This window comes from Bacillus sp. JST-5 (assembly GCF_057747715.1).
The window spans coordinates 1-13607 of the sequence record NZ_JBYLHW010000068.1 but is presented as its reverse complement, the minus strand read 5'-3'; the positions used below and the strand labels follow the sequence as shown (position 1 = coordinate 13607).

The following is a 13607-nucleotide window of genomic DNA, read 5'->3' as shown; positions in this document are numbered from 1 at the left end:
AGACCTCTTGGAGGGTGGAGTGACCACTGGCATAAAGAGAACAGCTATTCACGGAAGTTATAAAGACTTGCGTCAATTATCTTAATTGAACCGCCGTATACGGAACCGTACGTACGGTGGTGTGAGAGGACGGGAGTTAATCGCTCCCTCCTACTCGATTTTAAAACACGTGAATAGACATCTTTGTTGATATTATATGCTATTTGTTCAAGAGTGAAATTGTTTATTTCTTAAATTTAAATATGAGAGCCAGTGAAATTTTAATTAATAATCTTCTGAGGTAGGTTTGTTTCTTCCAGTTTTTTTGTCGGATTACATGAATATAGTTTAATTACAAATAATACAAAAAAAGTACTGCTTGAGGAGATTTATTCTATGACAATGATTCGACTTGGATATGTTGCAATGAGTGTTCATTTAAAAAACTGTTCACCATCTCAGACAATGACTTATGCTCAATTTACTAAAATGAAAAATAGAACAGCAGCCATTCATAAACTTGAACGAATTGCAATCAGTAATTTGAATAATTGCTTACGTTTGTTAAAACATAATGCAGGTAATAATATTCATTTTTTTCGTTTTAGTTCAAAACTGATACCTTTAGCTAATCATGAAGAATTATTAGATTGGAATTATATGAAGGCAATTAAAGAACCACTTATAAAAATAAAAAATTTCCTAGAAAAACAATCAGATATGAGAGTCGACTTTCAACCGGATCACTTTGTCCTCTTTAATTCACCAAAGGTAGAAATTTTAAATAATTCAATTCGAACGTTAGCCATGCATGAAGCTTTATTGAAAGGTATGGGGCAAAATCCAACTCATCGCTGTGTCATTCATATTGGCGGAGGATACGATGATAAAGAAAAGGCTTTAGAACAATTTATAAATAATTGGGGATATATCCCTCCATCATTAGCAAAAATGATTATGCTTGAAAATGATGATAATGTGTTTAACATAAATGATACTCTCTATTTATGTGAAAAGATTGGGATTCCAATGGTTTTCGACTTGCATCATCATGAGGCTAACCACGAGTCTGACTGGGAAAGCCAATGGGAACGTATAATTGCAACATGGGATCAATCTCCTTTGCCTATGAAAATACATATTTCTAGTCCTAAATCGGAAAAACAATTTAAGGCTCATGCAGATTATATTGATGATTTTGCATTCATTACTTTTTTGAGAAAAATAAAAGGTTCGATTAAACAACTTGATTTTATGATTGAAGCCAAAAAAAAGGATGAATCATTATTTCAGTTAGTAAGAGAATTAAAAAAATATGATGATATTGAATGGATTGATGAAAGTAGTTTTTATATACGATAAAATTTTAATTCTCCCAATGATGGAATTTAATGTATACTTGAAATGGTAATAATTATTAAAAGGGAGAATATCAATGATAGGAGAACCTCAAAAAAGGATATCTGAAAGAGCATTAACAGTTTGGAAAATAACAGGAATTATTTATGTTTTCCTTTCAATTTTGATAGGTATTGGAGCCTCTATTGCCATTTTCTTCTTTCACTTTCCATTGTGGATTATTTTTATTATTATTGTAGGAATTATTATCATTGGGTATTTTCTTACTTTTATCATCCCAAAGTTAAGGTGGCAAAGGTGGAGGTATGAAGTTAGAGAACAAGAAATAGAGTTGCAGAGAGGGATACTGATTAAAAAGCGTACTTTAATTCCAATGATAAGAGTACAGCATGTAGATACTAAGCAAGGGCCGTTATTAAAAAAATATAAGCTATCAACCATATCCATTTCAACTGCTGCAACGACACATGAGATCCCTGCACTAGATGAAAATGAGGCAGATGAATTAAGAATATCCATTGCAAAATTGGCAAGGGTGGCTGAAGAAGATGTTTAAAACAAAAAAACTTCACCCGGTTGCCGCAATAACATCTTTTTTTAAAAGTTTGAAGGATGTTATTTTCCCGATCATTTTATTTATTATTTTAGATACTAAAATTAATAGCAGTTCTTACATTTTTTTTGGTTTAATAGGAATTGGTTTAATAGGATTATTAATCATTAGCTTTATTCAATGGTATCGATTTACATACGAAATTACGGAAAATCAGATAAAGATTGTGCAAGGATTATTTGTGAAAAAAAATAGATATATACCTTTCGAAAGAATTCAAAGTATTGATATACAAGAAGGAATCATCCACCGGTTCTTTCAATTAGCATTGGTAAAAATTGAAACGGCTGGTTCAAGCGGATTAGAAGAAAGCGATGCTATTCTTGCAGCTATTCCTAAAACCGAAGCTTTCTCTATTAAGGAATATATAAACAGTGTAAAACATCAAAAAATAGAAATAGATATAGAGAACGAATCGGATAATGAACATACAGGAAAAATCATCTATCAAATGCCAAACAGAGAAATATTCATGTTTGCTGTCACTAGTGGTGGGGTTGGCGTTATTATATCAGCAGTTTTTGCCTTTCTTTCCCAATTTGATGAATTTATTCCGTTCGAAAGTGTATTTGAAGGAATCAAAGAATTTATAAAAAATAGTATTTTCTTGATTTCATTAACCGTTTTTATTTTCTTATTAATCGCCTATATTTTAGCGATAATAATAACGTTTATAAAATATTATTCTTTCACAGTTAGAAAAATAAAAGATGACTTAATAATTAGTAGGGGACTTTTAGAAAAAAAAGAACTTACAATACCATTGTCGAGAATTCAGGCTATTCGTGTAGAACAAAGCATTATCCGCCATTTGTTCGGTTATGTAACTGTATACATTGAAAGTGCTGGTGGCTCAGTTACGAATAATGAAAGTATCAATATCATGCTGTTACCACTAATAAAAAAATCAAAATTAAAAAAATATATAGAAGAATGTTTACCTGAATATACAATAGATGTTGAATTAACAGGTGCACCAAGGCGGAGTGCAAAACGATATATGTTAAGAACTTCCTTAGTTAGCTTACCCATCATAGGGGGATTGAGCTATTTCCTTTTCCCTTGGGGACTATTTAGTTTCGCTCTATTACCACTTACCATTTATTGGGGGTATTTATCCTATCTAGCAGCCGGTTGGAATATTTCTAACAAACAACTTGTATTAAGACATCGAATAATTTCGACAACTACATTTTATTTGCCAAGAAATCGTATACAAGATATCAATATTACTCAAACAATTTTTCAAAAAAAATCAAAAGTTGGAAGTATTTCTGCATTCATTAAATCTGGTGGCATTGGGAAAAAGGGAATAGCTGTCGATCTATCTATTAGTGATATAAATAATATTTACAAATGGTTAAGCCAAGAAGATAAAACTCTAAGTTAGCTGCTCGAAATGGAGCAGCTTTTCTATAAATAAGAATGGTTATCTTATCACTTGAAAATGATTCTTGCATAAATAAATCCAAATAACATTCCTGCCAAATGAGCGGTAATATTCACTCGAATATCTGTAAATGAAAAAATTAATGCTATCATTCCGACGACAATAATCATTTGTGCATGGGAACTAGATATTAAATGCTTTTTATAAATGGCAAGGAAAAATAGGAATCCTAATAATCCGAAAATAGCTCCACTTGATCCCACATGCACATAAGTTAATGGTTCGAAAATATAAGTTGCAATATTAGCGAAAATTCCTGAGGCTAAATATAAAAATAGAAAACGATTTTTCCTAAGTAATACTTCCAGAGATGGGGCTAAAATTACTAATGAAAAACAATTGAAAAATAGGTGTGAAAAGGATGAATGCATGAAAATTGGTGTAATGATTCTCCACCATTCACCTTCAGCTATATACAAATTTACTCCTGCTAAAGATTGAAAAATGAATTGATTTGGAAACACTGGGATTGTAAGAAGGAGAAAAAATACTAGATTTAGTACAATAATGGTAGTTACAACTGGGTAAGAGCGAATATATTGACCAAAACTTTCTCGACGAACAAACATATACATTCTCCCTTATTCAATATTTCATTTAGAAATTTGTACAATACTGTATATGCAAAGACTGTATTAAATAGAAGAGGTGAAAAATGATAAAAGGAATTGGTATTGATATTGTTGAACTTAACCGTATTGAAAATTTAATACGAAATGAGAAGTTTAAAAATAGAATTTTAACGAACAATGAATTGCTCCAATTTGAAAAATTAAGCGATAAAAGAAAAGTAGAGTTTTTAGCTGGGAGGTTTGCGGCAAAAGAAGCATTTGCAAAGGCAAACGGAACAGGGATTGGAAAGGATCTTTCTTTTCAAGATATTGAGATTGATACGGATCAAAAAGGGAAACCGTATATACATAAGCCTTTTAAAAATGGTGTTCATCTTTCCATTTCTCATAGTCAAACATTTGCAGTCGCTCAAGTAATAATTGAGGACAATTAATTTTAAAAAGCATGTTCAATTGAGCATATTCCCCTAGGTTGTCTCATATATTCATATTGCATAGAGAGACAAGGTGTTGCCAATTATTTATCTTAACTATTTCGGCATATCCTTTCTCTAAACTAATCGTGAATGAGACTAAAAGGGGTTGGAAAAATGAGAAACAAATGGCTATTTCTTTTTGTCGGATTAATCTTCATTTTATTACTAACAGGTTGTGGGGCGAAATCAAAAGAAGATGTAACCCAAGATTTAAGTAACAAAGTGGAGAAATTAAAGGGGTACAAAGCAGATGCTAAAATGACATTACAGATGGGGACGGAGCCTCAAGAATATGAGGTGCAAATTTGGCATAATAAGCCTAACTATTATCGGGTCAATCTAAAAAATGCAGAAAAAGAACAAAATCAAATGATCCTAAGAAATAAAGAAGGAGTTTTTGTTTTAACACCAGCACTAAATAAAAGCTTTAAATTTCAAAGCGATTGGCCAAATAATAGCAGTCAAGCTTACCTTTATGAGTCACTAGTAAAAGATATTTTAGAAGATAAAGAGGCAAAGTTCAAAGAAACAGAAAAACATTATGTGTTTGAAACGAAAACAAGGTACCAATATAATAAAATGCTTCCACTTCAAGAAATTAGATTTAATAAAATAGACTTATCCCCTGTTAGTGTCAAAGTTATGGATCAAGACCGTAATGCACTTTTAACGGTGGAATTTAGTAAAGTTGAATTTGATGCTAAGTTTGATGATAATGCTTTTGATATGAAGAAAAATATGACAAGTGCACAACTCGAAGTAGCTGTTTCTACAGAACCGTATGATGATATGTTTACTGTAAAATATCCAAGCATGGAATTAGAGGGAGTGGAGTTAATTTCCGAAGACGAGTTTAATACGGATAATGGAAGACGTGTTGTATTAACCTACGGTGGCAAAGATAAATCATTTACATTAATTCAAGATAAAGTGGAGGTTTTAACAACCGCTTCTATCTCTCCTATGTATGTAAATGGAGATCCTGTTGATCTTGGATTTACAGTAGGTGCAATGACTGAAAACTCTATTACTTGGATGCATGACGGTGTTGAATACATGTTAGCGTCCAATAGCCTTTCACCTGAAGAGTTAGTAATGGTAGCAAGATCTGTACAAGAAACCATAGAAAAATAATCATCATAAAAAGCCAATAAATAGTAAACATACTTTTTAAAGGAAAAGACCTAAGTCTATATCAATGGACTTAGGTCTTTTAATATTAACTTATTTTTCAACTCCATAATATTTTTATATCTTTAAATTAGTGGTACAAAACTCCCCATGGGGCAGCATTTAAAGAATTTAATTTTTGAAATTAAATCTGTTTTTACAAACATAAATGAACCCTGTTCCAATTGACACTTTATTTATATTATCATAATAATCAATATTGAAAGATACTTTAAGGAAGTGGTCAAGTGATCAATCATTTTTATCGGGATACATGGGCTGAAATAAGATTAGATTATATAGAAAGAAATATTCGGAATTTGAGATCAATCCTACCAGAGACAACTGAAATAATGGCAGTTGTTAAAGCTAATGCATATGGTCACGGTGCCACATTTGTAGCTAAAGAAGCTGTTCAATTAGGATGCAAGTTTCTTGCTGTGGCGATTTTAGATGAAGCCCTTCAATTAAGAAAAAATGGCATCCAGGAACCGATTTTAGTTCTAGGATTAACGCGTCCTGAATATGCTCCAATAGCAGCAAAAAATAACATTTCCTTAACAGCATTTCAAAAAGATTGGATTAAACAAGCAGAATCTTATTTAAATAATGAGCAGTTAAATATTCATATCAAATGTGATACGGGAATGGGGAGAATTGGTCTTCAAACGGTAACGGAGTTAAGAGAACTCATCGAAACAATCCGAAGTTGTAAAAATATAGCTATTGAAGGAATTTTTACACATTTTGCAGCAGCTGATTCAAAAAATCTTCATTATTATCAATATCAACTAGAAAACTTTCAACATTTATTAGAATCAATAGATAAAAAGCCAAAATGGATTCATGCAAGTAATAGTGCTGCCAGTTTACGATTTAAGGAAAGTCTGTTCTCCATTGTTCGATTTGGAATTTCTATGTATGGATTAAGTCCATCACAAGAGATAAAGGATGAGCTGCCTTTCCCATTAGCCGAAGCCTTTTCTTTACACTCAAGACTTGTTCATGTGAAAAAAGTAGAAAAGGGAACAAGTATTAGTTATGGTTGTACATATACAGCAATGGAAGATGAATGGATTGGAACAATCCCAATTGGTTATGCAGACGGTTGGACAAGGAAATTAGAAGGACAAGAAGTATTAGTAGAAGGTGTCCGAGTTCCAATTGTAGGTCGAATTTGTATGGATCAATGTATGATAAAGCTTCCGGGACCATTGCCAATAGGAACTAAAGTAACATTGATTGGAAAACAAAAAGAAGCTTCGATTACTATTGATGAAATTGCGGAAAAACTAAACACAATTAATTATGAAATTCCATGTATGATATCTAATCGTGTTCCCCGTGTTTATCTACGTGGGGAAAATATGATAGGGGTTTCCAACCCAATCATTAAGTAAAAATCTTCAAATTGACAAGATTCAAAATAATAATTAAAAAACAAAAATAAATAGAAAATATGCATAATTCCATCTGATTTTAGGCGATAATAGTTATGGATTGTGGAAAACTCTTTGCATTACCTTCAAATGATGGTAATATGGTAATTGGTAGGTATATCGTTTTTGCAGTTTTGGTGGAGGTGTTTTTGTGTCTGAATCCAGCGCAACTCAAGAAATCGTAATTCGTTTACCGCAAAATTTTTTAACAGAACTTGACGGTTATGTCCAGCAAGAGAATGTAAATAGAAACGAATTTATTTATCAAGCAACAAAAATGTATTTACGTGAACGGAAGAAAAGACACATTCGTGAATCGATGAGACGGGGATATATGGAGATGGCAAAAATTAATTTATCTATTGCTTCCGAGGCGTTTCAAGCTGAGTATGAGGCAGAACATACTGTTGAACGATTGGTAAGCGGAGGATAATCCTTTGATTGTTAAACGTGGCGACGTTTACTTTGCTGACCTTTCCCCCGTTGTTGGTTCTGAGCAAGGCGGCATTCGTCCTGTCCTTGTCATACAAAACGACATAGGGAATCGGTTTAGTCCTACTGTGATCGTTGCTGCTATTACCGCTCAAATCCAGAAAGCCAAATTACCAACGCATGTAGAAATTGATGCGGAAAAATATGGTTTCGAAAGGGACTCGGTCATTTTACTGGAACAAATTCGTACCATAGATAAACAACGATTAACAGATAAGATTACTCATCTAGATGAAGAAATGATGGAAAAAGTTGATGAAGCCTTACAAATTAGTTTGGGGCTTATCGATTTCTAGTACAAGTAGCGCTCTTATTTGATAGAGAGCGTTTTTTCTTACATATTACATTCTTTTTTTCCATAATACCTCCACATTCATGTATGGAAAGGAATAGGAAAGGTCGTCTTGTTAACTAAAAGCATATGTTTCTGCCGAAAATGTGCCCTTTTTTTAAAGGGCTTTTTTGTTTGTAACATTTGCAAATGATGTGCTATCGAATAGAATTAATTTTTATAATAAATTCAGTAATATTTTTTTATTTTATATAGATTGAATATTCAGTTATATTGAAAATATGATATTGTAATATTAGGCGGAAATTTGGAAATTTATTTTGTTGCTATTAATTTGAGATCGAGTTAACGAGCAAAGGGTGGAACTTAATGAATCAAGTTTTGGATTTCATAGAAATGAGAATCCCAGCAAACTCAGAATATGTTGGAGTTATTCGTCTAACATTATCGGGAATAGCCAATCGTATGGGATTTTCATACGACGATATTGAAGATTTAAAAATAGCGGTAAGTGAAGTGATTAACAATGCCGTTCAATACATATATAAAAAAAGTGAAAAAGGATTTATAGAGATTGGTTTTGCCATATTTGAAGATCGGCTTAAAGTATTGATTTCCGATCAAAGCAATAGATTTGACATCATGAATGAAAGCAAACAACCTGAACTTTATAAGAGAAACCATCCTGTTGAATTTCTTACGGGATGTGGTTTAGGTCTCTACTTAATAGAGACTCTTATGGATGAAGTTCATATCCAACATGATGATGGTGTGGCAGTATTTATGACTAAGCTCCTGGAACGAGAGCAGGTGGAGAGGAATGCAAAAACAGTCTCAACCTAACGAAGAGGTAAAGAGGAATGTTCCCCAGTTAATTAAAGAATTTAAAGAAAATAAAAATCAAGCTGCCCAGGAACAATTAGTCCAAATCTATAAACCTCTGGTAGAGTCTTTAACAAAAAAATATTCAAAGGCGAAACATTACTATGAAGATATTTTTCAGGTAGGTATGGTTGGTTTACTTGCAGCAATACAAAGATACGATGAATCATACGGGAAAAGTTTCGAAGCCTATGCCGTTCCTACAATTATTGGTGAAATTAAGAGATTTCTGCGTGATAAAACTTGGAGTGTTCATGTTCCTAGAAAAATTAAAGAACTTAATCCAAAAATAAATACGACTATTGAAGAGTTAACTTTAGAGTTACAAAGATCTCCTACGATTAAAGAAATCTCAGAAAGAATCGATGTCTCAGAAGAAGAGGTACTTGAGGCGCTGGAAATAGGGAAAGGCTATCATGCTTTATCTGTTGATTTTCCATTAGAGGCAGATTCGGATGGTAGGGAAGTAACACTTTTAGATATTGTGGGGAAAGTTGATGAAGGTTATGAAAAGGTAAATCAACGTCTAGTCTTAGAAAAAGTACTCCACGTTTTAACAGAACGAGAACGAATAATTATTCAATATACATTTTTAGAAAACATGAGTCAAAAAGAATGTGGGGAAAAGTTAGGGATTTCACAAATGCACGTATCAAGATTACAAAGAAGAGCCATTAATAAATTGAAAATGGCTATTCATCCCGATGATATTAAAACAGAATATCCAATATGATGGAGTATAATTTCGTCATATATAGTTGGGAATAACAAAGAAATCTGCTTCTACATGGGCAGATTTTTTTATTATTGGATGCTATCCTTTGTAAGAATGATTTTTTTGTTAAAATAGATAAGGAAACAATTTGAAAATAGGAGTGAAATGATTGGAACAAGTTGTTATGCCAAAGCAAGATTTAATAAATATTGTAGCTAAAGAAAAGGGAATAAAAGAATGGCAAATAAAAAATGTATTAGAGTTAACAAATGAAGGAAATACAATCCCTTTTATAGCAAGATATAGGAAAGAAAAAACAGGTGAACTTGATGAGGTTCAAATAAGAGGGATATTAGAGCGTTGGAATTATTTAGAAAATTTAGAACAACGAAAAGAAGAAGTCATCCGTATTATTTCAGAACAAGGGAAGCTTACAGAGGATTTAAAAAATAAAATTGCCTCTGCTATAAAATTGCAAGAAGTAGAAGATTTATATCGACCTTACAAACAGAAAAGAAAGACAAAGGCAAGTGTAGCTAAAGAAAAAGGTTTGGAACCTCTTGCGGAATGGATGATGACATTTCCAGTTTCAGGTTCGATAGAGGAAGAAGCTGCTAAATATATTCAAGAAGAAAAAGAAGTTTTAACTATTGAAGATGCTGTTAATGGCGCAAAAGATATAATTGCTGAATTTGTTTCTGATCAAGCGGATGTGAGGAAATGGATTCGCTTTGAAACATTTAAACATGGCTTGATCCAATCATCCGTTAAAGATAGAGATGCGGATGAAAAAGGAATTTATGAAATGTATTACGAATATGAGGAGCCTATCGAAAAAATTGTACCTCACCGCATTTTAGCTCTAAATCGGGGAGAAAAGGAAGAGATATTAAAGGTTTCTGTAAAACCTGACGTCGAAAAAATTATAAATTACTTATATGAGCAATTTATAAACAATCATCATTCTATTACAACGAAAGAAGTAAAAGAAGCTATTGAAGATGGTTATAAACGACTCATTCAACCTTCTATTGAAAGGGAAATTAGAAATGAATTGACCGAGAAAGCGGAAGAACAGGCGATTCATATTTTTTCACAAAACTTAAAAAATTTATTGCTCCAACCACCGCTTAAAGGGAAGATGGTCTTAGGAGTCGATCCAGCTTACCGTACTGGCTGTAAACTAGCTGTAGTAGATGAAACAGGGAAAGTATTACATATTGATGTTGTTTACCCTCATCCACCAAATTCAAAAATAGAACAAGCATCAACGAAGGTAAAAGATATTATAAATAAGTTCTCTGTTGAGGTAGTGGCTATTGGAAATGGTACTGCCTCACGTGAAACCGAGCAATTTATTTCCGACGTCATTAAAGATGTTGATAGGGATGTATTTTATTTAATCGTTAATGAAGCGGGTGCAAGTGTTTACTCAGCTTCAGATCTTGCCAGAGAAGAGTTCCCTGACTTACAGGTAGAAGAAAGAAGTGCTGTATCGATAGCTAGACGTCTACAAGATCCGTTAGCTGAATTAGTAAAAATTGATCCAAAATCAGTAGGGGTCGGGCAATATCAACATGATGTATCTCAAAAAAAATTAAATGAATCCCTTACTTTTGTAGTTGAAACAGTGGTAAACCAAGTAGGTGTAAATGTGAACACAGCTTCAACCGCTCTTCTCCAATATGTGTCTGGGTTAACGAAAACTGTTGCGAACAATATTGTTAAATATAGAGAAGAAAAAGGGAAAATCCGAAATCGTGAAGAATTGAAAAATATACCTAGACTAGGTGCAAAAACATATGAACAATGTATTGGATTCCTAAGAGTGATTGATGGAGATGAGCCGCTAGATCGTACACCAATTCACCCTGAAAATTATGAAGCAGTACGTCAATTATTAACAAACTTAGGCTTTACTACAGACGATTTAGGTAGCGAATCATTAAAAGAAGCAATAACTAAAATATCTGTAAAAGATGTCGCAAACACCTTAAATATCGGGGAAATAACATTAAAGGATATATTAGAAGCGTTGAAAAAACCAGAGCGTGACCCGCGTGATGAATTACCTAAACCATTACTAAAAAAAGACGTTTTATCACTAGAAGATTTAACACATGGGATGGAATTACAAGGAACGGTCCGAAATGTTGTTGATTTTGGCGCATTTATCGATATTGGGGTTAAGCAAGATGGACTTGTCCATATTTCTAAAATGAGCACACAATTTGTAAGACATCCATTAGATATTGTCTCTGTTGGAGATATTGTTACCGTTTGGGTTGATGAAGTAGATGTGAAAAAAGGGAGAATCTCATTATCGATGATAAAAATAGAAGAATAATAAAAAAACACTGCTCAAACTTAATCCGAGCAGTGTTTCTTTCTGTAAAAGAACCAACATTGATTAAGTAATTTTATCTGATAGCGATTTTTTTCATAAAAGGCTCTGCGCATTTGGTTACAAAACCAAATTGGCATAAAATCCCCTCCATATTTCGAGTGGTATTAATCATTTTATGTTATAATGGTTGTCACGTTCACTATAAATGGGAGAGAAAATGATGGATCAAGAATCACTTCAAAAACTTGTCGAAGAAATTTCTTCAACATATTTCCATAAACCTTTCCTTCATAAAGCTATTTTTAATCCTAGACTTCGTACTACCGGTGGACGTTATATGCTTCAGAGTCATAATATTGAAATAAATAAAAAGTATTACGAAACTCATGGATTAAATGAATTGATTGGGATTATTAAACATGAACTTTGCCACTATCATTTACATTTAAGTGGGAAAGGATATAAACATAGAGATCGTGAATTTAAAGAATTAATGAAAAAAGTAGGGGCTCCAAGATTTTGTACTCCAATCCAAGGACAAAGAAAAGTTTCTTCGAAGGTCTACTATTATGAATGTAGTAAATGTTCTTACATCTATAAAAGAAAAAGGAAAGTTAATATTCATAGATATGTTTGTGGAAAATGTCGAGGAAAATTGATGTTGAAAGGATTGGAAAATATAGAATAAAAATAATTAAATTTAATTTAATTTTGTTGTTGACAATTAAATGAATCATTCTTATAATCATAAGAGTCTGATATGGCCCGTTGGTCAAGTGGTTAAGACACCGCCCTTTCACGGCGGTAACACGGGTTCGAATCCCGTACGGGTCATTATTTATTATAATTTTGTTGAATCAATGTGAGTGATCCTTTAAACATATAGCATCTATGAATCAACGAGAAGATAGTGGATCAGTTTAGCGAAACTAAATCAATGATTGAAATAAACAATATTAACTCATGGTCCCGTAGTGTAGCGGTTAACATGCCTGCCTGTCACGCAGGAGATCGCGGGTTCGATTCCCGTCGGGACCGTCATTCTTTTGGAACATTTCACTACAAGAATTTTTGTATGTAAATGTTCCTTCAATGTCTAAAAGAGATTTTTCGGTGGGCTATAGCCAAGCGGTAAGGCAACGGACTTTGACTCCGTGATGCGCTGGTTCGAATCCAGCTAGCCCAGTTTCTATCTAAATATTCCCTGTTGATATTTGAATGAGTTTATTATATGATAAATAATGCTCTACTACTTTTTCTATATAATATTGCGGTCGTGGCGGAATGGCAGACGCGCTAGGTTGAGGGCCTAGTGGGAGTTAATCCCGTGGAGGTTCAAGTCCTCTCGGCCGCACCAAAAAATATATTGACAAAACATTTTTTCTGTATTATAATGATAAAGTTGTCTCAAATATTGCGCCCGTAGCTCAATTGGATAGAGCGTCTGACTACGGATCAGAAGGTTATGGGTTCGACTCCTGTCGGGCGCGCCATAAGAGAACGGGAAGTAGCTCAGCTTGGTAGAGCACATGGTTTGGGACCATGGGGTCGCAGGTTCGAATCCTGTCTTCCCGATTTGAATAAAATTTAATTATTTTTAATTTTGCGGGTGTAGTTTAGTGGTAAAACCTCAGCCTTCCAAGCTGATGTCGTGGGTTCGATTCCCATCACCCGCTCCATTTATGAAATTTGAACCTTGAAAACTGAACAAAACAAAGCGTCTAAAGAAACATGCTAGTCAATCATTTTGAGCAATCAAACTACTTATTGGAGAGTTTGATCCTGGCTCAGGACGAACGCTGGCGGCGTGCCTAATACATG

Annotated in this window: 14 protein-coding genes and 7 tRNA genes; 19 read left to right on the top strand and 2 right to left on the bottom strand. The window is 33.4% G+C overall.

The features are described from left to right. Positions 1-375 precede the first annotated feature (375 nt). The 3 genes from uvsE (at position 376) to AC3ASS_RS11865 (ending at position 3341) form a co-directional block, all read left to right on the top strand. Positions 376-1341 (top strand): UV DNA damage repair endonuclease UvsE, encoded by a 966-nt coding sequence (gene uvsE, locus AC3ASS_RS11875; RefSeq protein WP_488283739.1) that lies wholly within the window; start codon positions 376-378, stop codon positions 1339-1341. Between the two features lie 73 nt (positions 1342-1414). Further along, the gene (locus AC3ASS_RS11870; RefSeq protein ID WP_488283738.1) at positions 1415-1894 is read left to right on the top strand and encodes a PH domain-containing protein; all 480 of its coding nucleotides are present in this window, start codon (positions 1415-1417) and stop codon (positions 1892-1894) included. Then, positions 1887-3341 (top strand): PH domain-containing protein, encoded by a 1455-nt coding sequence (locus tag AC3ASS_RS11865; RefSeq protein ID WP_488283737.1) that lies wholly within the window; start codon positions 1887-1889, stop codon positions 3339-3341. Before AC3ASS_RS11870 ends, AC3ASS_RS11865 begins: the two co-directional genes overlap by 8 nt. 47 nt (positions 3342-3388) lie before the next feature. Here the strand turns inward: AC3ASS_RS11865 and AC3ASS_RS11860 are convergent, their stop codons facing one another. After that, positions 3389-3970 (bottom strand): rhomboid family intramembrane serine protease, encoded by a 582-nt coding sequence (locus tag AC3ASS_RS11860; RefSeq protein ID WP_488283736.1) that lies wholly within the window; start codon positions 3968-3970, stop codon positions 3389-3391. Positions 3971-4056: 86 nt separating this feature from the next. On the opposite strand from AC3ASS_RS11860, the gene acpS reads away from it, so the two are divergent. From acpS to AC3ASS_RS11820, 8 genes are all read left to right on the top strand, one after another. After that, entirely contained in the window at positions 4057-4407 is a 351-nt protein-coding gene (acpS, locus tag AC3ASS_RS11855) for a holo-ACP synthase (RefSeq protein WP_488283735.1), read from the top strand. A gap of 156 nt (positions 4408-4563) precedes the next feature. Further along, positions 4564-5583, top strand: a complete 1020-nt coding sequence (locus tag AC3ASS_RS11850) for a LolA family protein (RefSeq protein ID WP_488283734.1) — start codon at positions 4564-4566, stop codon at positions 5581-5583. 284 nt (positions 5584-5867) lie between these two features. After that, positions 5868-7019 carry an alanine racemase gene (gene alr / locus AC3ASS_RS11845; protein WP_488283733.1) on the top strand — a complete coding sequence of 384 codons (1152 nt, stop codon included), beginning with the start codon at positions 5868-5870 and terminating at the stop codon, positions 7017-7019. Between the two features lie 190 nt (positions 7020-7209). Further along, complete coding sequence (locus tag AC3ASS_RS11840) at positions 7210-7491, top strand: CopG family ribbon-helix-helix protein (RefSeq protein WP_488283732.1); 282 nt, start codon at positions 7210-7212, stop codon at positions 7489-7491. A gap of 4 nt (positions 7492-7495) precedes the next feature. Continuing rightward, positions 7496-7846, top strand: a complete 351-nt coding sequence (gene ndoA / locus AC3ASS_RS11835; RefSeq protein WP_488283731.1) for a type II toxin-antitoxin system endoribonuclease NdoA — start codon at positions 7496-7498, stop codon at positions 7844-7846. A gap of 365 nt (positions 7847-8211) precedes the next feature. After that, positions 8212-8685 (top strand): anti-sigma B factor RsbW, encoded by a 474-nt coding sequence (rsbW, locus tag AC3ASS_RS11830; protein ID WP_488283730.1) that lies wholly within the window; start codon positions 8212-8214, stop codon positions 8683-8685. Beyond that, positions 8663-9457 (top strand): RNA polymerase sigma factor SigB, encoded by a 795-nt coding sequence (gene sigB, locus AC3ASS_RS11825; RefSeq protein ID WP_488283729.1) that lies wholly within the window; start codon positions 8663-8665, stop codon positions 9455-9457. Before rsbW ends, sigB begins: the two co-directional genes overlap by 23 nt. A gap of 166 nt (positions 9458-9623) precedes the next feature. Then, on the top strand, positions 9624-11786 hold the full coding sequence (locus AC3ASS_RS11820; protein ID WP_488283740.1) for a Tex family protein: 2163 nt from the start codon (positions 9624-9626) through the stop codon (positions 11784-11786). Positions 11787-11806: 20 nt separating this feature from the next. Here the strand turns inward: AC3ASS_RS11820 and cmpA are convergent, their stop codons facing one another. Continuing rightward, the gene (gene cmpA, locus AC3ASS_RS11815) at positions 11807-11923 is read right to left on the bottom strand and encodes a cortex morphogenetic protein CmpA (protein ID WP_488283728.1); all 117 of its coding nucleotides are present in this window, start codon (positions 11921-11923) and stop codon (positions 11807-11809) included. Between the two features lie 83 nt (positions 11924-12006). Here cmpA and AC3ASS_RS11810 point away from each other — a divergent pair, with 83 nt between their 5' ends. The 8 genes from AC3ASS_RS11810 (at position 12007) to AC3ASS_RS11775 (ending at position 13465) form a co-directional block, all read left to right on the top strand. After that, entirely contained in the window at positions 12007-12474 is a 468-nt protein-coding gene (locus tag AC3ASS_RS11810) for a SprT family protein (protein WP_488283727.1), read from the top strand. A gap of 74 nt (positions 12475-12548) precedes the next feature. Further along, positions 12549-12620: transfer RNA gene (locus AC3ASS_RS11805), tRNA-Glu, on the top strand. A gap of 131 nt (positions 12621-12751) precedes the next feature. Beyond that, positions 12752-12824, top strand: a tRNA-Asp gene (locus AC3ASS_RS11800). A gap of 76 nt (positions 12825-12900) precedes the next feature. After that, positions 12901-12972: transfer RNA gene (locus tag AC3ASS_RS11795), tRNA-Gln, on the top strand. Positions 12973-13056: 84 nt separating this feature from the next. Then, positions 13057-13143: transfer RNA gene (locus tag AC3ASS_RS11790), tRNA-Leu, on the top strand. Positions 13144-13202: 59 nt separating this feature from the next. Next, positions 13203-13279, top strand: a tRNA-Arg gene (locus tag AC3ASS_RS11785). Between the two features lie 8 nt (positions 13280-13287). Next, a tRNA-Pro gene (locus AC3ASS_RS11780) sits at positions 13288-13361 on the top strand. A 30-nt stretch (positions 13362-13391) separates the two neighbouring features. Continuing rightward, positions 13392-13465: transfer RNA gene (locus tag AC3ASS_RS11775), tRNA-Gly, on the top strand. The last annotated feature ends 142 nt before the right edge of the window (positions 13466-13607 follow it).